Source organism: Pseudomonas oryzae, assembly GCF_900104805.1.
GTDB lineage: Bacteria > Pseudomonadota > Gammaproteobacteria > Pseudomonadales > Pseudomonadaceae > Geopseudomonas > Geopseudomonas oryzae.
The window spans coordinates 1,930,650-1,956,563 of sequence record NZ_LT629751.1; the positions used below are offsets into that span (position 1 = coordinate 1,930,650).

Annotated in this window: 9 protein-coding genes; 6 read left to right on the forward strand and 3 right to left on the reverse strand. The window is 67.7% G+C overall.

From position 1 onward, the window contains the following. Nucleotides 1-54: 54 nt before the first annotated feature. Together cysS and BLT78_RS08595 are read right to left on the reverse strand one after the other, a co-directional pair. A complete protein-coding gene (gene cysS, locus BLT78_RS08590; RefSeq protein ID WP_090348576.1) occupies nucleotides 55-1,440 on the reverse strand; it encodes a cysteine--tRNA ligase in 1,386 nt (461 codons plus the stop codon). Beyond that, a complete protein-coding gene (locus BLT78_RS08595; protein ID WP_090352218.1) occupies nucleotides 1,441-3,111 on the reverse strand; it encodes a glutamine--tRNA ligase/YqeY domain fusion protein in 1,671 nt (556 codons plus the stop codon). Between the two features lie 141 nt (nucleotides 3,112-3,252). On the opposite strand from BLT78_RS08595, the gene BLT78_RS08600 reads away from it, so the two are divergent. Together BLT78_RS08600 and lpxH are read left to right on the forward strand one after the other, a co-directional pair. Beyond that, nucleotides 3,253-3,750, forward strand: a complete 498-nt coding sequence (locus tag BLT78_RS08600) for a peptidylprolyl isomerase (protein ID WP_090348577.1) — start codon at nucleotides 3,253-3,255, stop codon at nucleotides 3,748-3,750. A 4-nt stretch (nucleotides 3,751-3,754) separates the two neighbouring features. Continuing rightward, nucleotides 3,755-4,480, forward strand: a complete 726-nt coding sequence (gene lpxH / locus BLT78_RS08605) for a UDP-2,3-diacylglucosamine diphosphatase (RefSeq protein WP_090348578.1) — start codon at nucleotides 3,755-3,757, stop codon at nucleotides 4,478-4,480. Between the two features lie 149 nt (nucleotides 4,481-4,629). Here the strand turns inward: lpxH and BLT78_RS21380 are convergent, their stop codons facing one another. Then, the gene (locus BLT78_RS21380; protein WP_157719516.1) at nucleotides 4,630-4,821 is read right to left on the reverse strand and encodes a hypothetical protein; all 192 of its coding nucleotides are present in this window, start codon (nucleotides 4,819-4,821) and stop codon (nucleotides 4,630-4,632) included. A 13-nt stretch (nucleotides 4,822-4,834) separates the two neighbouring features. On the opposite strand from BLT78_RS21380, the gene BLT78_RS08610 reads away from it, so the two are divergent. The 4 genes from BLT78_RS08610 (at nucleotide 4,835) to BLT78_RS08625 (ending at nucleotide 25,914) form a co-directional block, all read left to right on the forward strand. Next, a complete protein-coding gene (locus tag BLT78_RS08610; RefSeq protein ID WP_090348579.1) occupies nucleotides 4,835-6,355 on the forward strand; it encodes a TolC family protein in 1,521 nt (506 codons plus the stop codon). A 2-nt stretch (nucleotides 6,356-6,357) separates the two neighbouring features. Then, entirely contained in the window at nucleotides 6,358-7,128 is a 771-nt protein-coding gene (locus BLT78_RS08615; protein ID WP_090352220.1) for an efflux RND transporter periplasmic adaptor subunit, read from the forward strand. Between the two features lie 80 nt (nucleotides 7,129-7,208). Further along, on the forward strand, nucleotides 7,209-24,542 hold the full coding sequence (locus BLT78_RS08620) for an Ig-like domain-containing protein (protein ID WP_090348580.1): 17,334 nt from the start codon (nucleotides 7,209-7,211) through the stop codon (nucleotides 24,540-24,542). 10 nt (nucleotides 24,543-24,552) lie between these two features. Beyond that, the gene (locus tag BLT78_RS08625) at nucleotides 24,553-25,914 is read left to right on the forward strand and encodes an efflux RND transporter periplasmic adaptor subunit (RefSeq protein WP_090348581.1); all 1,362 of its coding nucleotides are present in this window, start codon (nucleotides 24,553-24,555) and stop codon (nucleotides 25,912-25,914) included.

A 25,914-nucleotide genomic window follows, 5' to 3' on the forward strand; every position in this document is an offset into this window, starting at 1 on the left:
CGCCAAACGAAAAGGGCCGCCTCGCGGCAGCCCCTTTCGCTACAGCGGGTCAGATTACTCGGCCAGGCGCCAGGTGGTGCCGCCCTTACCGTCCTCCAGCACCACGCCCATGGCGGTGAGCTGGTCGCGGATGCGGTCGGATTCGGCCCAGTTCTTCTCGGCGCGTGCCTGCAGGCGCGCAGCGATCAGCGCATCGACCTCGGCGGCGTCGACCTTACCCGCGGCGCCGGCCTGCAGGAAGGCGTCCGGCTCGAGCTGCAGCACGCCGAGCACACCGGCCAGTTCCTTGAGGCGCGCGGCCAAGCCGGCGGCAGCGTTCAGGTCGCTCTCGCGCAGGCGATTGACCTCGCGGATCATCTCGAACAGCACCGCGCAGGCTTCCGGCGAGTTGAAGTCGTCGTCCATCGCCGCGCCGAAGCGCAGGGCGAACTCCTCGCCACCGGCAGGCGCCGCGTCCGGCAGGCCCTTGAGGCCGTTGTAGAAGCGCTCCAGCGCGCCCTTGGCCTCGCGCAGGCTGTCCTCGGAGTAGTTGATCGGGCTGCGGTAGTGGCTGGACACCAAGAGGTAGCGCACCACCTCGGGATGGTACTTCTCCAGCACCTCGCGGATGGTGAAGAAGTTGCCCAGCGATTTGGACATCTTCTCGCCGTCGACGCGCACCGCGCCGGCGTGCATCCAGGCGTTGGCGTACAGCTTGCCGGTGGCCGCCTCGCTCTGCGCGATCTCGTTCTCGTGGTGCGGGAACACCAGGTCCGGACCGCCGCCGTGGATGTCGAAGGTCTCGCCCAGGCAGCAGGTGGACATCACCGAGCACTCGATGTGCCAGCCCGGACGCCCGGCGCCCCAGGGCGATTCCCAGCTCGGCTCGCCCGGCTTGGCGCCCTTCCACAGCACGAAGTCGAGCGGATCTTCCTTGGCCTCGTCGACCTCGATGCGCGCGCCGATCTTCAGGTCCTCGATCTTGCGCCGCGACAGCTTGCCGTAGCCCTCGAACTTGCCGACCCGGTAGTAGACGTCGCCGTTGCCCGGGGCGTAGGCGAAGCCCTTGTCGATCAGGGTCTGGATCATCGCGTGCATGCCGGCGATATGGTCGGTGGCACGCGGCTCGATGTCCGGACGCAGCACGTTGAGGCGCGCCTCGTCCTCGTGCATGGCGGCGATCATGCGCCCCACCAGATCCTGGAACGACTCGCCGTTCTCGTTGGCGCGCTTGATGATCTTGTCGTCGATGTCGGTGATGTTGCGCACGTAGGTCAGCTCATAGCCGCGATGGCGCAGCCAGCGGGCGACCACGTCAAACGCCACCATCACCCGCGCGTGGCCGATGTGGCAGAAGTCGTAGACGGTCATGCCGCACACGTACATGCGCACCTTGTTGCCTTCCAGCGGCTTGAACTCGTCCTTGCTCTTGGACAGGGTGCTGTAGATGGAGAGCGTCATTTACTGCCCCCAGGAGTCGCGCAGGGTGACGGTACGGTTGAACACCGGGGCGCCCGGCTTCGAATCCTTCAGGTCGGCGCAGAAGTAGCCCTCGCGCTCGAACTGGAAGCGTTCTTCCGGGGCGGCATTGGCCAGCGACGGCTCGGCGCGGCAGCCCTTGAGCACCACCAGCGATTCCGGGTTGATGTTGTCGAGGAAGCTGCCGCCCTCCTCGTCGGTCTTCTCCGGGTTGGCGGCCTTGAACAGGCGGTCGTACAGGCGCACTTCGCACTCGACGCTCTCTTCGGCCGGCACCCAGTGGATCACGCCCTTGACCTTGCGGCCTTCCGGGTTCTTGCCCAAGGTGTTCTCGTCATAGGAGCAGCGCAGCTCGACGATGTTGCCGGCTTCGTCCTTCACTGCCTCGTCGGCGCGGATCACGTAGCTGCCGCGCAGGCGCACTTCGCCGCCGGGGATCAGGCGCTTGTAGCCGGCCGGCGGGACTTCCTCGAAGTCGCTGGCGTCGATGTAGATCTCGCGGGAGAACGGCAGCACGCGCACGCCCATGTCCTGCTTGGGATGGCGCGGCAGCTCGAGGTTCTCCACCTGGCCTTCCGGGTAGTTGGTGATCACCACCTTCAGCGGCTTGAGCACGCACATGGCGCGCGCGGCGTTGGCGTCCAGGTCCTCGCGGATGGCGAACTCCAGCATGCCGATGTCGACCAGGCCGCCGGCGCGGTTGACGCCGATCATGTCGCAGAAGGCGCGGATCGACGCCGGGGTGTAGCCGCGGCGACGGTAGCCGGACAGGGTCGACATGCGCGGGTCGTCCCAGCCATTCACGTGGCCTTCATCGACCAGTTGCTTGAGCTTGCGCTTGCTGGTGATGGTGTAGTTCAGGTTGAGGCGGGCGAACTCGTACTGGCGCGGCTGGGCCGGCACCGGCAGGTTGGCGAGGAACCACTCGTACAGCGGGCGGTGATCCTCGAACTCCAGGGTGCAGATCGAGTGGGTGATGCCTTCCAGGGCGTCCGACTGGCCGTGGGTGAAGTCGTAGCTGGGGTAGATGCACCACTTGTCGCCGGTCTGGTGGTGATGGGCGTGGCGGATGCGGTAGAGGATCGGGTCGCGCAGGTTCATGTTCGGCGAGGCCATGTCGATCTTGGCGCGCAGCGCACGGGCGCCATCGGGGAACTCGCCGGCCTTCATGCGCGCGAACAGGTCGAGGTTCTCCTCAACGCTGCGCTCGCGGAACGGGCTGTTCTTGCCCGGCTCGGTCAGGTTGCCGCGGTAGGCGCGCGCCTCCTCGGGCGACAGGTCGCAGACGTAGGCCTTGCCATTCTGAATCAGGTGCACGGCCCAGGCGTACAGCTGGTCGAAGTAGTTGGAGGCGTAGCGCTCCTCGCCGGCCCACTGGAAGCCCAGCCACTCGACGTCGGCCTTGATCGCGTCGATGTACTCCTGGTCTTCCTTGGCCGGGTTGGTGTCGTCGAAGCGCAGGTTGCACTCGCCACCGAACTCCTCGGCCAGGCCGAAGTTCAGGCAGATCGACTTGGCGTGGCCGATATGCAGGTAGCCGTTGGGCTCCGGCGGGAAGCGGGTGATGATCTTGGCGTGCTTGCCGGCTTCCAGGTCGGCCTGGACGATCGGACGCAGGAAGTTCGCGGCTTTTTCGACGGTGGGCTTGCTCATGGTGTCCTTGAACATGTCGGTGCCGGCCAGGGTAGGCCAGCCAATGCAAAGGGCTTATCATAGCGAACCCGTCAGGCACCCGACAGACCACCTGCCACGGCAGGTGCCGGATGCCCTCATCCATTCAGCGGAATTCCCTCCATGATCAAGCTGCACACCAACTTCGGCGTCATCACCCTCAAGCTGTTTGCCGACAAGGCCCCGGAAACCGCGGCCAACTTCGAGCAGTACGTGAAGGACGGCCACTACGACGGCACCATCTTCCACCGCGTGATCGGCAACTTCATGATCCAGGGCGGCGGTTTCGAGCCGGGCATGAAGCAGAAGAGCACCCGCGCGCCGATCAAGAACGAGGCCAACAACGGCCTGTCCAACAAGGTCGGCACCATCGCCATGGCCCGCACCATGGACCCGCACTCGGCCAGCGCGCAGTTCTTCATTAACGTCGCCGACAACAGCTTCCTTGACCACACCGCGCCGACCACCCAGGGCTGGGGCTACGCCGTGTTCGGCGAAGTGGTGGAAGGCATGGACGTGGTCGACAAGATCAAGGGCGTGGCCACCGGCAACCGCATGGGCCACGGCGACGTGCCGGTGGACGACGTGATCATCGAGAAGGCCGAAGTCGTCGCCGAGTGATTCGATGAGCGTCCTGTTCATCGCGGACCTGCATCTCGAAGCCGAGCGCCCGGACATCGTCCGGGCGTTTCTGCATTTCCTGGACACCCGCGCCGCCGATGCCGAAGCACTGTACATCCTCGGCGATTTCTTCGAGGTATGGATCGGCGACGATGGCATGGACGACTTCCAGCGCTCCATCGCCAGCGCCCTGCGCCGCCTGAGCGACAAGGGCACGCGCATCTACCTGATGCACGGCAACCGCGACTTCCTGCTCGGCCGGCGCTTCTGCCGCGAGGCCGGCTGCACCCTGCTCAAAGAGGGCAGCGTGGTCGAACTGTACGGCGAGCCGGTGCTGCTGCTGCACGGCGACAGCCTGTGCACCCGCGACGAGAGCTACCAGCGCCTGCGCAAGCGCCTGCGCAACCCGTTCTCTTTATGGCTGCTGCGCAACCTGCCGCTGGCCACCCGCCACAAGCTGGCGCGCAAGCTGCGCGACGCCAGCCGCATGCGCACCCGCGAGAAGGCCGCCGACATCGTCGACGTCACCCCCGAGGTGGTGCCGCAGGTGATGGCCGAGCACGGCGTACGCACCCTGATCCACGGTCACACCCACCGCCCCGCCGTGCACAAGCTGCTGGTCGACGGCCAGAATGCCCAACGCATCGTCCTCGGCGACTGGGACCGCCAGGGCTGGGCGCTGGAGGTCGACGAACTCGGCTATCGCCTGGCAGCCCTCCCCCTGAACTGACCCTCCGCACGCCACCCGCTCTACTACGCGATTTTCCGCCCTCCCCCAGGCTGGCACCTGTCTGACGTGCCAGCCCGACCGCCCATTGCCGCCCAAAATTGGTGCACGGTTTTTTGACGCTAGACAAACAGGCGTTGAAATACTGCTTATTAGTCAATCGCACTAGTTACCTCGGTCACATTTTTTTGCATAATTGCGTCACAAAAAACAAGCGAATCCGGCAGCAAGACATAAAAACGACAGCCGGTTTTTTGACGTAATGTCGGATTGATGCCCTGCCTGAACCCGCCCTCCTCAACAACACAGGCTTCCCCTGCCGGCCCGGCCGGAGCGATCGTCAAGGACTTCCTTCCCATGCCCTGCACTTTGCCCAAGAAAAGCACGCTTGCCATTCTGGTTGCCCTGACTCTTTCCGCCTGCACCACCATCAAGCCCGAACAGATCCCCGAGCAGACGCTGATCGAGCAAGGCCAGGCAGACCGCGCCGCAGCGGCCGCCGATGTCGAGCCGATCACCGGCATGCTGACGCTGGAACAGGCCATGGCGCGCGCGCTGAAGTACAACCTCGAGCGCCGCAGCCACCTGCTCGAGGAGGCGATGGCCTTCCGCCAGCTGGAAGTCAGTCACTACGACATGCTGCCCGAACTGCTGGCCCAGGCCGGCTACAACTGGCGCGACAACGACGAGATCAGCCTCAGCCGCAACAGCGAGACCGGCGAGCTGTCGCCCTCGCAGTTCATCTCCCAGGAGCGCACCCACACGCTGAGCAACCTGGGCGTCAGCTGGAACCTGCTCGATCTGGGCGCCGGCTACTACAACACCCGCCAGCAGGCCGACCGCCTGCTGATCGCCGGCGAGAAGCGCCGCAAGGCCATGCACGTGCTGATGCAGGACGTGCGCACCGCGTTCTGGCGCGCTGCCAGCGCACAGAAGCTGCGCGACGAGGTCAGGAACACCATCGCCATGGCCGAACAGGCGCTCGTCGACTCCCGCCAGGCGGAAAGCGAGCGTCTGCGCAACCCGCTCGATGCGCTGCGCTACCAGCGTCAGGTGCTGGAAAACCTGCGTCTGCTCGAGGCGATCGACCAGGAGCTGTCGACCGCCACGACCGAGCTGGCGGCGCTGATCAACGCTCCGCTCGGCCAGCCCCTGGAGATCGCCGAGCCCGAATTCCGGGTCAATCGCCAGGCCCTGCAGATCCCGGTCGAGCGCATGGAAGAAATCGCCATGACCGCCAACGCCGACATCCGCGAGCAGCACTACAACGCGCGGATCGCCCGCGAAGAGGCGCGCAAGACCCTGGTTCGCCTGTTCCCCAACCTCAGCTTCAACTACAGCGTCAACTACGACACCGACAGCTACCTGATCAACAACCAGTGGAACGAGGCAGGCCTGCAGCTTTCCTTCAACCTGTTCAACCTGTTCACCGGTCCCGGTCAGCTCAAGCTGGCCGAGGCCGGGATCAAGCTGGCCGACCAGCGCCGCGTCGCCATGCAGATGGCGACCCTGGCCAAGACCCACCTAGCCCGCCAGCAGCTGGCCAACGCCCTCAAGCAATTCGAGCGCGCGGACGATATCTGGCAGACCGACCAGCGCATCAGCGGTCACATGAACAACCGCCAGAGCAGCCAGATGCAGAGCCAGCTCGACATGGTCGCCAACCAGACCACCGCAATCCTCAGCCTGCTGCGCCGCTACCAGGCGCTCGCCCAGGTGCAGGCCGCCGAGGCGCGCCTGCAGTCGACCCTGGGCGTCGAGCCGCGGATCGGCGGCGTCGACGACATGCCGCTGCCCCAGCTGACCCGCGCCCTGATCGATGGCCAGCACGACTGGTTCGACCTCGGCCAGCCGGGCCGCCAGGGAGATCGTTCGTGATCATGCGCAGCATCCGCCTGCTGCCGCTGGTGGCGCTGCTGGCCCACTCTGGCCTCCTCCAGGCCGAAGACGGTCTGCCGGCGCCGGCGCGCACCGGCATCGAGCGCCAGGAGATCCGTGCCCAACTGATGCCGCGCCAGTTCACCACCATTGCTGCGGAGATCGGCGCCAAGATCAGCCAGTTGCCCCTGCGCGAGGGTGAGCAGTTCAAGGCCGGACAACTGCTGGTGCGCTTCGACTGCTCGATGCAGCAGGCCATGCTGCAGAAGGCGCGGGCCGAACTGGCCGCAGCCGAGTACACCCACAAGGCCAACAAGCGGCTGGCCGAACTGGACTCCATCGGCCAGGTGGAACTCAACCTGTCGCAATCGGCGGTGCAGAAAGCCGCCGCCGAGGTCGGGGTGCAGCAGTCGGTCCTCGACAAGTGCAGCATTCCCGCGCCTTTCTCCGGCCGCATCGCCGAGCAGAAAGTACGCAGCCAGCAGTACGTCCAGCCCGGCCAGGCGATGCTGGAGATCATCGACGACAGCGTGCTGGAACTCGAGTTTCTCGTGCCATCGGCCTGGCTGGGCTGGCTGAAGCCGGGGCTCGGCTTCGAGGTCGAGATCGACGAGACCGGCAAGGTCTACCCGGCACGCTTCACCCGCTTGGGGGCGCGCATCGACCCGGTTAGCCAATCGATCAAGGTCGCCGCCGCCATAGACGGCAGCTTCGCGGAACTCATTACCGGCATGAGCGGGCGCGTTCGCGTCACGCCGCCCAGCCAACCCTGACCACTCGGCACACGACTCCCACCTCGGGATCGGACAGCCTGCAGAACGCCACCGGCAGCACACACGGAAGACAAGCAGACATGGGCGACAACAAGACTCAAGACCGCAACGTCAGTTCGGAACCCTCCACCGCTTCCCCGGCCACCAGTCGTCTGGTGCGCCGCAGTCCCAGGCCGATGGCACTGGAGCAGCGCTTCGTGTTCGACGGTGCGGCAGCGGCCGAGGTGACGGATACCGCGAGTGGAGCCGCCGAGCGGCATGCCGACACTACCACGGTTGAAACGGCGAGCCTCATGGCTGCCTACGCCCCGGTCGATGAGCAAAGCCCCGCCGTGGCCAGCGACACACCGGCGACCGGCACGTCGCCCAGTGAGACCGCTGCCGAAGCAGGCAACCTTTTCCATGTCGATGCGCAGACCCCACCCCTCGAAGAAGCAAGCACGCGGGCCAGCGAACTGATCAAGGACTATCTGGCCAACGCCACCGACGAGCAGCTGTTCGCCCTGTTCAACGGCGGGCAAGCCAGCCCGGATGCCCAGTGGTCCGACAACCTCGGCCAGCTGCGCGATGCCATCGCCAGCGGTGAGTTCGCCATCGAGGTCCAGCTGCTGGACAACGCGCAGATGAAAGGCGCCCTGGCCGCCTACGCCGCGCAAGGTCCGGATGGCGAGGCGACCATCTACCTCAACAGCGACTGGTTGCCCGCACTCGACAGCCAGCGGCTGACCAGCCTGCTGGTCGAGGAGTACGGCCACCATATCGATCGCCTGCTCAACCGGACGGCGGATACCGCAGGCGATGAGGGCCAGCGCTTCGCCGCCGAACTCACCGGCAGCGACAGCAGCACGCCGGGCTTCGCCAGCGACGACGACCACGCCACGCTGCAGCTGGAGGGCGAAGCGATCGAGGTCGAACTGGCCAACTTCAGCTTCAGCAACGCCTACGCCGTCAATGTGGCGACCACTCCGGCAGGCAAGGAGTCGAACAGCCACGACTTCGCCTTCACCAGCCTAGGCGCCGCCACCATCAACGACGACACCGCCAGCAACCTGTTCAGCGGCAACGACGTCGCCGCCATCGGCATCAACATCGGCGGCCAGCAGTACTACGGCTGGATCAGCCGACCGATCAAGAGCAATGGCGACGTCAAGGGCTTCTATTTCTGGACCGACCGGGACTTCAACTCGCTCGCCACCGCCCAGGCCGACGGCAACATGGATGGCGACGGCAACGTGGCCGACAACATCGGCTTCATCCTGGTGGTCGACCAGAGCTACTTCGACAGTCTCGGCTGGAAGAACCAGGCCGCCAACATGAAGAACGTCGGCTCGTCCTCCGACCGCGTCGACTCCGCCCTGAACGCGCTGCTGCCACGCAACGTGGCGCCGGTGGCCGGCAGCGACAGCGGTACTGCGGTGGAAGCCGGCGGCCTGAACAATGCCACTTCCGGCAGCAATGCCGGCGGCAATGTGCTGGGCAACGATACCGACGCCAATGCGGATCAGCTGACCGTCACCAAGGTCACCAGCAACAGCACCGCCAACACCGGTACCGCCAGCAGTTCGAGCGCAGCGGTCGTCTCCGGCCAGTACGGCCAGCTCACGCTGGCGGCCAACGGCACCTATACCTACGTCGTCGACAATGGCAACGCCAGCGTCGAGGCACTGCGCAGCAGCAGCAACACCCTGAGCGAGACCTTCACCTACACGGTTTCGGATGGCAAGGGCGGCTCGGCGACCACCACGCTGACCATCACCATCCAGGGCGCCAACGATATTCCCGTCGCCGCCGACGACTACAACACCGCCAAGGAGTCGCTGCGCACCGACGCCACCGCCTACGCCAGCGACGACCCGTTGGGCAGCAAGGCCACTGGCAACGTTCTGGGCAATGACACGGATCCGGATCGCTACGGAGAGAGCAAGACGATCACGGGCGTGGGAATCGACGGAACGGCGACAGCCACCACCAACAGCACCGTTACCTTCACCACCACCGTCACCACCTCCGGTGCAAGCTCGGTAAAGGTCACAGGCACTCAGTACGTATACAAGCTCAATGACGATGGCACGCGAACCCAGCTGTTCCATGCCGATGGCACCACTCCCGTCACGATTCTGACCAAGAACGGCAGCGGCACCAACCTGTCATTCACGTTCTCAGATACCAGTGCATTCAAGGGCGTAACCAAGTTCAGCTTCATCGACGGTACCAAGTACTACGACGGCACCATCGATGGAACGACGGTCAACAGCTCGACCAGTGTGCTGGTTTCGGCCCCCAGCGGCACCATCGCCGTCGGCATGAGCGTTGGCGGTACCGGGCTGGCGACAGCCCCCACGGTCACCGCCGTCAATTACGACGCCAGCGGCAAGATCACCTCCGTGACTCTGAGTTCGGCAGTCAGCATCACCAACCAGACGCTGACCTTCAGTGCCGGCGCCACCGCCGGCAACAATCTGACCGGTCAGTACGGTACCCTCGTGCTGAACGCCGATGGCAGCTACACCTACACCCCGACGGCCAACAATCCCGCCCTGAGCGCCGGCCAGTCGGCAGTCGAGCGCTTCCAGTACTCGATGCGCGATGCCAGCGGCGAGACCAGCACCGCCACCCTGTACATCACGGTGACCGGCTCCGGCGCCAACGACCCGAATGCGGTGGCCGATACCGCAACCGCCACGGAAAAGGGTGGCGTGGCCAATGCCAGCGGCGGCAGCGACCCCAGCGGCAACCTGCTCGGCAACGACACGACCCCCGCAGGCAGCAAGACCGTGGTGGCTGTGCGGGCCAGCAGCGCAGCCAGCAACACCGCCATCGGCGCGAGCGACAGCCAGATCGCCGGCCTGTACGGCACCTTGACCCTGCGCGCCGACGGCACCTACAGCTACAGCCTCAACAATGACAATGCCGACGTGCAGGCGCTGCGCGGCAGCACGGACACCCTGAGCGACAGTTTCATCTACACCATCGAGAACGGCCAACTGGCGGCCGATGGCACCACGCGCCTGAAAGATTCGGCCACCCTCACCATCACCATCCAGGGCGCCAACGACTCGCCGGCCGCAGCCGACGACAGTGCCAGCGCCACCGAGGCCGGCGGCATCGGCAACGCCACCGCGGGCTACAACCCCGTCGGCAACGTGCTCACCAACGACCGGGACGTGGACGACACCGCCGCGGAGCTCAAGGTGAGCGCGGTCAGAACCGGCGGCGCCGAAGGCTCCGGCACCGCCGGCACGGTCGGCAGCGCACTGGCCGGCAGCTACGGCTCGCTGACGCTCAATGCAGACGGCAGCTGGAGCTATGTCGTCGACAACAGCAACAGCACCGTCAATGCGCTCGCCCCGGGACAGACGCTGACCGAGCGCTTCAACTACACCGTGACCGACCGCAACGGCACGGGCCTGTCGGATACCGCCGTCCTCACCATCACAATCCAGGGGGCCAGCGACACCGTCGCCGTCAACGACATCTTCGTCAACGAGGGCTCGCCATACGCCATGTTCACCGTCAGCGGCGGCACGGGGGTGCGTGTCGCCCTGAGCCTCAGCAATTCGACGGGACTGGCAGTCAGCGATGCCCGGGCCACCCTCAGCGGAACCGGCGCGGACATCGGCAGCCAACTCGAATACTTCAACGGCAGCAGCTGGGTCGCCTACGACGCCGGCAATCTGCCGGCCATTCCGGCCGGCGGCAAGCTGCTGGTTCGCGTGGCCGTCAATCAGGATGGCACCCACGAAGGCAACGAGTCCTTCAGCCTGATCGCCACCACCAGCGACGGCAGCTCGAGCACCGGCATCGGCACCATCAACGACGAAGGCGAAGGCGCCATCTACCTCGCCGGCAATACCAGCGGCACTCCCGACAGCGCGACACTGGATGATGATCGCCCGACCCTCAGCGTCGCCAACATCAGCGTGAACGAGGGCCAGCCGGCCGAGTTCGTCGTCAGTATCGACAAGCCGGCCACGGCACCGATCAGCTTCTCGCCGACGCTCGCCAGCGGCTCGGCGATTCTCGGCAGCGATACCGCGGCCGCCTCCGAACTGCAGTACTACAACGGCTCGGCCTGGGTGACCGTCAGCGGGCCGGTGACCATCGCCGCCGGCGAACTCTCGGTGAAGCTGCGCATCGCCACGGTGGACGACAGCGAGGTCGAAGCCGACCAGAGCTTCACCCTGTCCACCGGCAGTGTCTCCGGGACCGTGACCAATCCGCTGGGCGTCACCGGCAGCGCGACCATCGTCGACAACGACGTTCCGGTCGCCAATGCGCCCGAACTCGATCTCGACGGCAACAACTCCTCCTCCGCTACGGGTGCCGACTACCGCACCAGCTACACCGAGAACGGCAGCGCCGTGGCCATCGCCGACAGCGACGCGCTGATCGTCGACGTCGACAGCATCAACCTGGCCTCGGCAACCATCGTCCTGACCAACGCCAAGGCGGGCGACACACTGAGCGTCGGCAGCCTGCCCACCGGCATCACCGCCACCATCGACACCAGCGTGACCGGCCAGATCACCGTCAGCCTGAGCGGCAGCGCGAGCAAGGCCGACTACCAGACCGCGATCCGCGCGGTAGCCTTCAGCAACGGCAGCGACGCTCCCGACACCAGCGACCGTCTCGTCGTGGTCAAGGTCAGCGACGGAGTGAACCAGTCCAACAGTGCGTTGACCACCATCGCGGTTATCGCCACCAACGATGCTCCGACCATCAGCAGCTCCGGCACCGATGACACCGGTGGCGTCACCGAGCGCGCGGACGGCTCCAGCAACGAGAATATCGGCAACCTCACCGACAGCGGAACGATCGGCTTCGCCGACCTCGACCCTGCCGACACGCATACCGCCAGCGTCAGCGCCACCGTCAAGGACGGCAGCGGCAACACCCTGGCCGCTCCTCTGGGCAGCCTGACGCTCGACCCGCTGAACCAGACCGATGACACCCTGGGCTGGCGCTACAGCGTCGCCGCCAGTGCCCTCGACGGCCTCGCCCAAGGCGAGGTGATCACGCAGGTCTATACGGTAACCATCAGTGATGGTAAGGGCGGCAGCGTCGAACAGACCGTCACCATCACCATCACCGGCAGCAACGATGCCCCCACGATCAGGAGCGTCAGCGCTGCAGAGCTGACGCTGGCCAACACCACCATCGACACTTCGCAGGCCTTGGCCTGGGAGGGGGCGACCCTCTCGATCGCCCCGGGCACCATCATCGCCTATGGCCGGGATGGCTACAGCGGCTGGTCCTTCAGGATCGTCGACAGCTCCGGCAGCATCGCCATCACCAATGCAACCTTCGGCGACCCGCTGCCTGGCGTGCAGAAAGCAGCGTACTTGGCGACCAGCTCACTCATCTCGGTAGTCAGCGCGGAGCTGAGCGAGCGCACCGATGGTGCCGCCGATGAAAATACTGGCAGCCTCAGCCGAACCGGCAGGATCGTATTTGCCGATGTGGATCTGGCCGACAGCCACACGGCACAGCTGAACTCAGTGGTGAAGGACAGCAGCGGCAACACCATCGCCAGCCCGCTGGGCAGCCTGGTACTGGGCTCAGTCGATCAAAACGCCAACAGCGTCGGCTGGACATTCAGCGTCGCCGCGAGCGCGCTCGACAGCCTGGCCGAGGGTGAAGTCCGCACGCAGGTTTATACCGTCACTATCAGTGACGACCATGGTGGTACGTTCGATCAGACGGTGACTATCACTCTGACCGGAACCAACGACGCTCCGGTCGCCGACGACAGCGCCATCAGCGTGGCCGAGGAGTCCACCGGCACCGACCTGGGCCTCGCGGCCCCGAGCGATGTCGATGGCGACAGCCTGACCATCACCGTGACCGGCCTGCCGACCCTGGGCAGCGTCACCCTGGCCGACGGCACTCCCGTCACCAACGGCCAGACCCTGACCAGCGCCGAACTGACCGGCCTCAAGTACAACGCCCCGGCCGACTACAACGCCGGCGATGTGGTCGGCAGCTTCACCTACTCCGTCGACGACGGTCAGGGTGAGGCCAACAGCGTGGTCACCGGCACCGTCACCCTCGTGGTCACCCCGATCAACGACGCCCCGGTCGCCGACGACAGCGCCATCAGCGTGGCCGAGGAGTCCACCGGCACCGACCTGGGCCTCGCGGCCCCGAGCGATGTCGATGGCGACAGCCTGACCATCACCGTGACCGGCCTGCCGACCCTGGGCAGCATCACCCTGGCCGACGGCACTCCCGTCACCAACGGCCAGACCCTGACCAGCGCCGAACTGACCGGTCTCAAGTACAACGCCCCGGCCGACTACAACGCCGGCGACGCGGTCGGCAGCTTCAGCTATAGCGTCAGCGAGGGCACCACCTCGGTCACGGGCGGCACCACCATCGTGGTCACCCCCGTCAACGACGCTCCGGTCGCCGACGACAGCGCCATCAGCGTGGCCGAGGAGTCCACCGGCACCGACCTGGGCCTCGCGGCCCCGAGCGATGTCGATGGCGACAGCCTGACCATCACCGTGACCGGCCTGCCGACCCTGGGCAGCGTCACCCTGGCCGACGGCACTCCCGTCACCAACGGCCAGACCCTGACCAGCGCCGAACTGACCGGCCTCAAGTACAACGCCCCGGCCGACTACAACGCTGGCGACGCGGTCGGCAGCTTCACCTACTCCGTCGACGACGGTCAGGGTGAGGCCAACAGCGTGGTCACCGGCACCGTCACCCTCGTGGTCACCCCGATCAACGACGCCCCGGTCGCCGACGACAGCGCCATCAGCGTGGCCGAGGAGTCCACCGGCACCGACCTGGGCCTCGCGGCCCCGAGCGATGTCGATGGCGACAGCCTGACCATCACCGTGACCGGCCTGCCGACCCTGGGCAGCGTCACCCTGGCCGACGGCACTCCCGTCACCAACGGCCAGACCCTGACCAGCGCCGAACTGACCGGCCTCAAGTACAACGCCCCGGCCGACTACAACGCCGGCGACGCGGTCGGCAGCTTCAGCTATAGCGTCAGCGACGGCACCACCTCGGTCACGGGCGGCACCACCATCGTGGTCACCCCCGTCAACGACGCCCCGGACGCCGACGACAGCGCCATCAGCGTGGCCGAGGAGTCCACCGGCACCGACCTGGGCCTCGCGGCCCCGAGCGATGTCGATGGCGACAGCCTGACCATCACCGTGACCGGCCTGCCGACCCTGGGCAGCGTCACCCTGGCCGACGGCACTCCCGTCACCAACGGCCAGACCCTGACCAGCGCCGAACTGACCGGCCTCAAGTACAACGCCCCGGCCGACTACAACACCGGCGACGCGGTCGGCAGCTTCACCTACTCCGTCGACGACGGTCAGGGTGAGGCCAACAGCGTGGTCACCGGCACCGTCACCCTCGTGGTCACCCCGATCAACGACGCCCCGGTCGCCGACGACAGCGCCCTCAGCGTGGCCGAGGAGTCCACCGGTACCGACCTGGGCCTCGCGGCCCCGAGCGATGTCGATGGCGACAGCCTGACCATCACCGTGACCGGCCTGCCGACCCTGGGCAGCATCACCCTGGCCGACGGCACTCCCGTCACCAACGGCCAGACCCTGACCAGCGCCGAACTGACCGGCCTCAAGTACAACGCCCCGGCCGACTACAACGCCGGCGATGTGGTCGGCAGCTTCACCTACTCCGTCGACGACGGTCAGGGTGAGGCCAACAGCGTGGTCACCGGCACCGTCACCCTCGTGGTCACCCCGATCAACGACGCCCCGGTCGCCGACGACAGCGCCATCAGCGTGGCCGAGGAGTCCACCGGCACCGACCTGGGCCTCGCGGCCCCGAGCGATGTCGATGGCGACAGCCTGACCATCACCGTGACCGGCCTGCCGACCCTGGGCAGCGTCACCCTGGCCGACGGCACTCCCGTCACCAACGGCCAGACCCTGACCAGCGCCGAACTGACCGGCCTCAAGTACAACGCCCCGGCCGACTACAACGCCGGCGACGCGGTCGGCAGCTTCAGCTACTCCGTCGACGACGGTCAGGGTGAGGCCAACAGCGTGGTCACCGGCACCGTCACCCTCGTGGTCACCCCGATCAACGACGCCCCGGTCGCCGACGACAGCGCCATCAGCGTGGCCGAGGAGTCCACCGGCACCGACCTGGGCCTCGCGGCCCCGAGCGATGTCGATGGCGACAGCCTGACCATCACCGTGACCGGCCTGCCGACCCTGGGCAGCGTCACCCTGGCCGACGGCACTCCCGTCACCAACGGCCAGACCCTGACCAGCGCCGAACTGACCGGCCTCAAGTACAACGCCCCGGCCGACTACAACGCCGGCGACGCGGTCGGCAGCTTCAGCTACTCCGTCGACGACGGTCAGGGTGAGGCCAACAGCGTGGTCACCGGCACCGTCACCCTCGTGGTCACCCCGATCAACGACGCCCCGGTCGCCGACGACAGCGCCATCAGCGTGGCCGAGGAGTCCACCGGCACCGACCTGGGCCTCGCGGCCCCGAGCGATGTCGATGGCGACAGCCTGACCATCACCGTGACCGGCCTGCCGACCCTGGGCAGCGTCACCCTGGCCGACGGCACTCCCGTCACCAACGGCCAGACCCTGACCAGCGCCGAACTGACCGGCCTCAAGTACAACGCCCCGGCCGACTACAACGCCGGCGACGCGGTCGGCAGCTTCAGCTATAGCGTCAGCGACGGCACCACCTCGGTCACGGGCGGCACCACCATCGTGGTCACCCCCGTCAACGACGCCCCGGTCGCCGACGACAGCGCCATCAGCGTGGCCGAGGAGTCCACCGGCACCGACCTGGGCCTCGCGGCCCCGAGCGATGTCGATGGCGACAGCCTGACCATCACCGTGACCGGCCTGCCGACCCTGGGCAGCGTCACCCTGGCCGACGGCACTCCCGTCACCAACGGCCAGACCCTGACCAGCGCCGAACTGACCGGCCTCAAGTACAACGCCCCGGCCGACTACAACGCCGGCGATGTGGTCGGCAGCTTCAGCTATAGCGTCAGCGACGGCACCACCTCGGTCACGGGCGGCACCACCATCGTGGTCACCCCCGTCAACGACGCCCCGGTCGCCGACGACAGCGCCATCAGCGTGGCCGAGGAGTCCACCGGCACCGACCTGGGCCTCGCGGCCCCGAGCGATGTCGATGGCGACAGCCTGACCATCACCGTGACCGGCCTGCCGACCCTGGGCAGCGTCACCCTGGCCGACGGCACTCCCGTCACCAACGGCCAGACCCTGACCAGCGCCGAACTGACCGGCCTCAAGTACAACGCCCCGGCCGACTACAACGCCGGCGACGCGGTCGGCAGCTTCACCTACTCCGTCGACGACGGTCAGGGTGAGGCCAACAGCGTGGTCACCGGCACCGTCACCCTCGTGGTCACTCCCGTCAACGACGCTCCGGTCGCCGACGACAGCGCCATCAGCGTGGCCGAGGAGTCCACCGGTACCGACCTGGGCCTCGTGGCCCCGAGCGATGTCGATGGCGACAGCCTGACCATCACCGTGACCGGCCTGCCGACCCTGGGCAGCGTCACCCTGGCCGACGGCACTCCCGTCACCAACGGCCAGACCCTGACCAGCGCCGAACTGACCGGCCTCAAGTACAACGCCCCGGCCGACTACAACGCCGGCGACGCGGTCGGCAGCTTCACCTACTCCGTCGACGACGGTCAGGGTGAGGCCAACAGCGTGGTCACCGGCACCGTCACCCTCGTGGTCACTCCCGTCAACGACGCCCCGGTCGCCGACGACAGCGCCATCAGCGTGGCCGAGGAGTCCACCGGCACCGACCTGGGCCTCGTGGCCCCGAGCGATGTCGATGGCGACAGCCTGACCATCACCGTGACCGGCCTGCCGACCCTGGGCAGCGTCACCCTGGCCGACGGCACTCCCGTCACCAACGGCCAGACCCTGACCAGCGCCGAACTGACCGGCCTCAAGTACAACGCCCCGGCCGACTACAACGCCGGCGATGTGGTCGGCAGCTTCAGCTATAGCGTCAGCGACGGCACCACCTCGGTCACGGGCGGCACCACCATCGTGGTCACCCCCGTCAACGACGCCCCGGTCGCCGACGACAGCGCCATCAGCGTGGCCGAGGAGTCCACCGGCACCGACCTGGGCCTCGCGGCCCCGAGCGATGTCGATGGCGACAGCCTGACCATCACCGTGACCGGCCTGCCGACCCTGGGCAGCGTCACCCTGGCCGACGGCACTCCCGTCACCAACGGCCAGACCCTGACCAGCGCCGAACTGACCGGCCTCAAGTACAACGCCCCGGCCGACTACAACGCCGGCGATGTGGTCGGCAGCTTCACCTACTCCGTCGACGACGGTCAGGGTGAGGCCAACAGCGTGGTCACCGGCACCGTCACCCTCGTGGTCACCCCGATCAACGACGCCCCGGTCGCCGACGACAGCGCCATCAGCGTGGCCGAGGAGTCCACCGGCACCGACCTGGGCCTCGTGGCCCCGAGCGATGTCGATGGCGACAGCCTGACCATCACCGTGACCGGCCTGCCGACCCTGGGCAGCATCACCCTGGCCGACGGCACTCCCGTCACCAACGGCCAGACCCTGACCAGCGCCGAACTGACCGGCCTCAAGTACAACGCCCCGGCCGACTACAACGCCGGCGACGCGGTCGGCAGCTTCACCTACTCCGTCGACGACGGTCAGGGTGAGGCCAACAGCGTGGTCACCGGCACCGTCACTCTCGTGGTCACCCCGATCAACGACGCCCCGGTCGCCGACGACAGCGCCATCAGCGTGGCCGAGGAGTCCACCGGCACCGACCTGGGCCTCGTGGCCCCGAGCGATGTCGATGGCGACACCCTGACCATCACCGTGACCGGCCTGCCGACCCTGGGCAGCGTCACCCTGGCCGACGGCACTCCCGTCACCAACGGCCAGACCCTGACCAGCGCCGAACTGACCGGCCTCAAGTACAACGCCCCGGCCGACTACAACGCCGGCGATGTGGTCGGCAGCTTCACCTACTCCGTCGACGACGGTCAGGGTGAGGCCAACAGCGTGGTCACCGGCACCGTCACCCTCGTGGTCACCCCCGTCAACGACGCCCCGGTCGCCGACGACAGCGCCATCAGCGTGGCCGAGGAGTCCACCGGCACCGACCTGGGCCTCGCGGCCCCGAGCGATGTCGATGGCGACAGCCTGACCATCACCGTGACCGGCCTGCCGACCCTGGGCAGCGTCACCCTGGCCGACGGCACTCCCGTCACCAACGGCCAGACCCTGACCAGCGCCGAACTGACCGGCCTCAAGTACAACGCCCCGGCCGACTACAACGCCGGCGATGTGGTCGGCAGCTTCAGCTATAGCGTCAGCGACGGCACCACCTCGGTCACGGGCGGCACCACCATCGTGGTCACCCCCGTCAACGACGCCCCGGTCGCCGACGACAGCGCCATCAGCGTGGCCGAGGAGTCCACCGGCACCGACCTGGGCCTCGCGGCCCCGAGCGATGTCGATGGCGACAGCCTGACCATCACCGTGACCGGCCTGCCGACCCTGGGCAGCATCACCCTGGCCGACGGCACTCCCGTCACCAACGGCCAGACCCTGACCAGCGCCGAACTGACCGGCCTCAAGTACAACGCCCCGGCCGACTACAACGCCGGCGACGCGGTCGGCAGCTTCACCTACTCCGTCGACGACGGTCAGGGTGAGGCCAACAGCGTGGTCACCGGCACCGTCACTCTCGTGGTCACCCCGATCAACGACGCTCCGGTCGCCGACGACAGCGCCATCAGCGTGGCCGAGGAGTCCACCGGCACCGACCTGGGCCTCGTGGCCCCGAGCGATGTCGATGGCGACACCCTGACCATCACCGTGACCGGCCTGCCGACCCTGGGCAGCGTCACCCTGGCCGACGGCACTCCCGTCACCAACGGCCAGACCCTGACCAGCGCCGAACTGACCGGCCTCAAGTACAACGCCCCGGCCGACTACAACGCCGGCGATGTGGTCGGCAGCTTCACCTACTCCGTCGACGACGGTCAGGGTGAGGCCAACAGCGTGGTCACCGGCACCGTCACTCTCGTGGTCACCCCGATCAACGACGCCCCGGTCGCCGACGACAGCGCCATCAGCGTGGCCGAGGAGTCCACCGGCACCGACCTGGGCCTCGCGGCCCCGAGCGATGTCGATGGCGACAGCCTGACCATCACCGTGACCGGCCTGCCGACCCTGGGCAGCGTCACCCTGGCCGACGGCACTCCCGTCACCAACGGCCAGACCCTGACCAGCGCCGAACTGACCGGCCTCAAGTACAACGCCCCGGCCGACTACAACGCCGGCGACGCGGTCGGCAGCTTCAGCTATAGCGTCAGCGACGGCACCACCTCGGTCACGGGCGGCACCACCATCGTGGTCACCCCCGTCAACGACGCCCCGGTCGCCGACGACAGCGCCATCAGCGTGGCCGAGGAGTCCACCGGCACCGACCTGGGCCTCGCGGCCCCGAGCGATGTCGATGGCGACAGCCTGACCATCACCGTGACCGGCCTGCCGACCCTGGGCAGCGTCACCCTGGCCGACGGCACTCCCGTCACCAACGGCCAGACCCTGACCAGCGCCGAACTGACCGGCCTCAAGTACAACGCCCCGGCCGACTACAACGCCGGCGATGTGGTCGGCAGCTTCACCTACTCCGTCGACGACGGTCAGGGTGAGGCCAACAGCGTGGTCACCGGCACCGTCACTCTCGTGGTCACCCCGATCAACGACGCTCCGGACGCCGACGACAGCGCCATCAGCGTGGCCGAGGAGTCCACCGGCACCGACCTGGGCCTCGCGGCCCCGAGCGATGTCGATGGCGACAGCCTGACCATCACCGTGACCGGCCTGCCGACCCTGGGCAGCGTCACCCTGGCCGACGGCACTCCCGTCACCAACGGCCAGACCCTGACCAGCGCCGAACTGACCGGCCTCAAGTACAACGCCCCGGCCGACTACAACGCCGGCGATGTGGTCGGCAGCTTCACCTACTCCGTCGACGACGGTCAGGGTGAGGCCAACAGCGTGGTCACCGGCACCGTCACTCTCGTGGTCACCCCGATCAACGACGCCCCGGTCGCCGACGACAGCGCCATCAGCGTGGCCGAGGAGTCCACCGGCACCGACCTGGGCCTCGCGGCCCCGAGCGATGTCGATGGCGACAGCCTGACCATCACCGTGACCGGCCTGCCGACCCTGGGCAGCGTCACCCTGGCCGACGGCACTCCCGTCACCAACGGCCAAGTGCTGACCAGCGCCGAACTGACCGGCCTCAAGTACAACGCCCCGGCCGACTACAACGCTGGCGACGCGGTCGGCAGCTTCAGCTATAGCGTCAGCGACGGCACCACCTCGGTCACGGGCGGCACCACCATCGTGGTCACCCCCGTCAACGACGCCCCGGTCGCCGACGACAGCGCCATCAGCGTGGCCGAGGAGTCCACCGGCACCGACCTGGGCCTCGCGGCCCCGAGCGATGTCGATGGCGACAGCCTGACCATCACCGTGACCGGCCTGCCGACCCTGGGCAGCGTCACCCTGGCCGACGGCACTCCCGTCACCAACGGCCAGACCCTGACCAGCGCCGAACTGACCGGCCTCAAGTACAACGCCCCGGCCGACTACAACACCGGCGATGTGGTCGGCAGCTTCACCTATAGCGTCAGCGACGGCACCACCTCGGTCACGGGCGGCACCACCATCGTGGTCACCCCGATCAACGACGCGCCGGTCGCCGACGACAGCGCCATCAGCGTGGCCGAGGAATCCACCGGCACCGACCTGGGCCTCGTGGCCCCGAGCGATGTCGATGGCGACAGCCTGACCATCACCGTGACCGGCCTGCCGACCCTCGGCAGCGTCACCCTGGCCGACGGCACTCCCGTCACCAACGGCCAAGTGCTGACCAGCGCCGAACTGACCGGCCTCAAGTACAACGCCCCGGCCGACTACAACGCTGGCGACGCGGTCGGCAGCTTCAGCTATAGCGTCAGCGACGGCACCACCTCGGTCACGGGCGGCACCACCATCGTGGTCACCCCCGTCAACGACGCCCCGGTCGCCGACGACAGCGCCATCAGCGTGGCCGAGGAGTCCACCGGCACCGACCTGGGCCTCGCGGCCCCGAGCGATGTCGATGGCGACAGCCTGACCATCACCGTGACCGGCCTGCCGACCCTGGGCAGCGTCACCCTGGCCGACGGCACTCCCGTCACCAACGGCCAGACCCTGACCAGCGCCGAACTGACCGGCCTCAAGTACAACGCCCCGGCCGACTACAACGCTGGCGACGCGGTCGGCAGCTTCAGCTATAGCGTCAGCGACGGCACCACCTCGGTCACGGGCGGCACCACCATCGTGGTCACCCCCGTCAACGACGCCCCGGTCGCCGACGACGACAGCCTGACCGCCAGCGAAGACACTCCGGTGACCTTCACCGCCGCCCAGCTGCTCGGCAACGACAGCGATATCGACGGCGACAGCCTCACCATCGCCAGCGTCACCAGCGGCACCGGCGGTACCGCCGTGCTCAACGCCGACGGCACCGTCACCTTCACCCCGAACGCCAACTTCAACGGTGTCGCCGACTTCACCTACACGGTGACCGACGGTGCCCTGACCTCCAACACCGCCACCGTCACGGTGAGCGTGGCGGCGGTCAACGACGCCCCGGTTGCCCCCGACCAGACGGTCAGCACCACCGAGGACACCCCGGTCAGCGGTCAGCTGACCGCCAGCGATGTCGACGGCGATCGTCTGAGCTACGCCAAGGGCAGCAATCCGGCGCACGGCACCGTCACCATCGCGGCCGACGGCCGCTGGACCTACACGCCGAGCCCCGACTACCACGGCAGCGACAGCTTCACCGTGGTGGTCAGCGACGGCCAGGGCGGCAGCGACACGATCACCGTCACAGTCACCGTCACCCCGGTCAACGACGTCCCGGTTGCCCCCGACCAGACGGCCAGCACCACCGAGGACACCCCGGTCAGCGGTCAGCTGACCGCCAGCGATGTCGACGGCGATCGTCTGAGCTACGCCAAGGGCAGCAATCCGGCGCACGGCACCGTCACCATCGCGGCCGACGGCCGCTGGACCTACACGCCGAGCCCCGACTACCACGGCAGCGACAGCTTCACCGTGGTGGTCAGCGACGGCCAGGGCGGCAGCGACACGATCACCGTCACAGTCACCGTCACCCCGGTCAACGACGCCCCGGTTGCCCCCGACCAGACGGCCAGCACCACCGAGGACACCCCGGTCAGCGGTCAGCTGACCGCCAGCGATGTCGACGGCGATCGTCTGAGCTATGCCAAGGGCAGCAATCCGGCGCACGGCACCGTCACCATCGCGGCCGACGGCCGCTGGACCTACACACCGAGCCCCGACTACCACGGCAGCGACAGCTTCACCGTGGTGGTCAGCGACGGCCTGGGCGGCAGCGACACGATCACCGTCACAGTCACCGTCACCCCGGTCAACGACGCTCCGGTTGCCCCCGACCAGACGGCCAGCACCACCGAGGACACCCCGGTCAGCGGCCAGCTGACCGCCAGCGATGTCGACGGCGATCGTCTGAGCTACGCCAAGGGCAGCAACCCGGCGCACGGCACCGTCACCATCGCGGCCGACGGCCGCTGGACCTACACGCCGAGCCCCGACTACCACGGCAGCGACAGCTTCACCGTGGTGGTCAGCGACGGTCAGGGCGGCAGCGACACGATCACCGTCGCTGTCACCGTCACTCCGGTCAACGATGCGCCAGTCGCTGTCGACGACACGGTGACCGTCACCGAGGACGTGCCGTTCAGCTCGGTGATCGAACTGGATGCCAACGATTCCGACCTCGACGGCGACAGCCTGTCGGTGGTCGCCGGCACCTTTACCACCGCCCAGGGCGGTACCCTGGTGCTGGCCGCCGACGGCAGCTACACCTACACCCCGCCGGCCGACTTCAACGGCACCGACAGCTTCGACTACACCGTCACCGACGGCAGTCTCACCGATACCGGCACCCTCACCTTCTTGGTTACCCCGACCAGTGACGCTGCCGTCATCTCTGGCGACGCCAGCGGCGCAGTGACCGAGGATGCCAGCACCCCGACCCTCACCGACTCCGGCAGACTGACCATCCGCGATGCCGACGCCGGCGAGGCCAGGTTCCGGGCCACGGTCAGCGCCGCACCCGGCACCCTCGGCAGCCTGAGCATCGACGCAAACGGCGCCTGGACCTACAGCGTTGCCAACAGCGCCGTGCAGTACCTCAAGGCCGGCGAGACCAAGCTCGAGACCTTCACCGTCAAGGCCCTCGACGGCACCGAGCACCAGGTGCAGGTAACCATCACCGGTGTCAACGACGCTGCCGTGATCGGCACAGGCGAGCAGGCACGCGGCTCTGTCAGGGAAGACACCAGCCTGACGACCGGTGGCAGGTTGTCGATCAGCGATGCCGACAGCGGGCAGGCCAGTTTCGTCGCACAACCGGCAGTCAGCGGCGGCTATGGCACCTTCAGCGTCGATACCAACGGCAACTGGACCTATGTGCTGGACAATGCCGCCAGCCAGGTTCAGCGCCTGACCAGCAGCGAGAGCATCGTCGAGCGCTTCACCGTCCAGGCCCTGGATGGCACCAGCAGCATCGTGGAGGTGACCGTCCGCGGACTGGACGATGCCCCGCCGGCGCAGCCGACACCGAGTGCACCACTGCCGCCTTCACCGCCGGCAGTCAACCCGCCAGCGCCCGACACCTCTTCCGGCCCGGCGCCCGTCACACCGGTGGCCAGCAATGGCGGCAGCACGCCTCTGGACGCGGCGCTGTCGGACTCGAGGCAGCAGGTCACGGCCGGCGGCCCGCTCTCGTCGGAAATGGATCCGATGCGCAGCGCGGTGTTCAGCGACGTCTACACCAGCAGCAGCGGCTTCCGCGTGGTGGTGATGGAGGCGCCCGAGCCGACCCTGACCCTCTACCGCGGCATGGGTGACCAGTACGCCGATGCCGGCGCGGTCAGCAGCTTCGCCATCCCCTACGACGCCTTCGTGCATACCGATCCGCAGGCGCGGGTGGCGCTGTCGGCGATGCAGGCGAACGGCGAGCAGTTGCCGGAGTGGCTGACCTTCAACCCGATGACCGGCAAGTTCGAGGTGGTGGCTCCGCAAGGCTTCCGTGGCGAGATCGCCATCAAGGTAACCGCCCGTGACAGCCAGGGGCGCGAGGTGAGCACGATGTTCCGCATCTCCATCGGTGAGAAGCGCAGCGCCAGCACCGGCAGCGGCCGCCCAGGCCTCAGCGAACAGTTGCGCATGGCGGCCAAACGCCCGACATTCGCCTTCGCCGAACTGCCTGTCGGCAAGGTGGCCGCCAAGGCCCGGGTTCTCTGAGGAGTAAGCAGTGCAGGAAACCAATCCGCTGGCCGCATTGCTCGAGCTTGGACGCCGGACGCGGCATGCCGCGTCCTTGCCCGAGCTGGAGTACATCGCGGTCAACGATAGCCACCAACTGGTGCCCTATCGCCAGGCAGCGCTATGGACGACGACTCATGGTGTCGTCGCCCTGTCCGGCGTGATCCAGGTCGAGGCCAACGTGCCCTATGCGCAATGGCTGGGCAAGGTCTGCCGGCAACTCGCAGACAACGGCCAGAGCATCGCGCGCGTCGCGGCGGACAGCCTTCCCGAGGCGCTGGCCGCGGAGTGGGCGGAATGGTTGCCTGCCCATGGCCTGTGGCTGGGCTGGACGAGCGCTGCGAGCGAAGCGGCGGAGGCACCGGGCGCCCTGCTCGGCGGCCTGCTGCTGGCCCGCGACCTGCCCTGGACGGACCGGGAGCTGGCCGTGCTGGCCGAGTGGCTGGACATCTGGCGACATGCCTGGCAGGCTCGGCAGCCCGCCGCACGCTGGCCGTGGCAACGGCGCCAGCCCGCCCCCCGCGCACCGGTTCAGCGGCGCTGGTGGCAGGCGCGCGCGCTACGCTGGTCGCTGGCCGTCGCCGTGCTGGCGGTGCTGCCCGTACGCCTGAGCGTGCTGGCCCCGGGCGAGCTGGTGCCGGCGCATCCGGCGGTGATCCGCGCGCCGCTGGAGGGCGTGATCGACGCCTTCCACGTCCAGCCCAACGAGGAAGTCGAGAAGGGACAGCCGCTGTTCGGCTTCGACGAGCTGCTGATCCAGTCGCGTCTGGAGGTCGCACGCCAGGCACTGGCGACCGCGGAAACCGAATACCGGCAGACCATGCAGCAGGCGCTGCTCGATCCCAAGTCCAAGGCCCAGCTAGCCGTGCTCACCGGCAAGATCGAGGAAAAGCGCGCCGAGGTGGCCTTCATCACCGATCAGTTGAACCGCGCCCGGGTGATCGCCCCGCGCGACGGTATCGTCCTGTTCGACGATCCTTCGGAGTGGATCGGCCGGCCGGTCGAGGTGGGCGAGCGCATCATGCGCATCGCCCCGCCCGGCGACGTCGAGGTCGAAGCCTGGGTGCCGCTGGCCGACGCCATCCCGCTGGCCGACACCGCCGCGGTGAGCCTGTACCTGAATGCCAATCCGCTCGACCCGGTGCAGGCACATCTGCGCTATCTGGCGCACGAAGCAGTGCAGCGTCCGGACGGCAGCTATGCCTATCGTCTGCGCGCCACTCTCGAGGAGCCGACCCACCACCGCGTCGGCCTCAAGGGCAACGCCAAGTTGCGCGGGCGCTGGGTGCCGCTGGTCTACTGGGTGCTGCGGCGCCCCATGGCGAGCATTCGCACCACGATCGGATTGTAG

Coding starts and splice junctions, on each gene's coding strand:
- BLT78_RS08620 (WP_090348580.1), top strand. CDS start 7,209: ATGGGCGACAACAAGACTCAAGACCGCAACGTCAGTTCGGAACCCTCC.
- BLT78_RS08600 (WP_090348577.1), top strand. CDS start 3,253: ATGATCAAGCTGCACACCAACTTCGGCGTCATCACCCTCAAGCTGTTT.
- lpxH (WP_090348578.1), top strand. CDS start 3,755: ATGAGCGTCCTGTTCATCGCGGACCTGCATCTCGAAGCCGAGCGCCCG.
- BLT78_RS08595 (WP_090352218.1), bottom strand. CDS start 3,111: ATGAGCAAGCCCACCGTCGAAAAAGCCGCGAACTTCCTGCGTCCGATC.
- BLT78_RS08615 (WP_090352220.1), top strand. CDS start 6,358: ATGCGCAGCATCCGCCTGCTGCCGCTGGTGGCGCTGCTGGCCCACTCT.
- cysS (WP_090348576.1), bottom strand. CDS start 1,440: ATGACGCTCTCCATCTACAGCACCCTGTCCAAGAGCAAGGACGAGTTC.
- BLT78_RS08610 (WP_090348579.1), top strand. CDS start 4,835: ATGCCCTGCACTTTGCCCAAGAAAAGCACGCTTGCCATTCTGGTTGCC.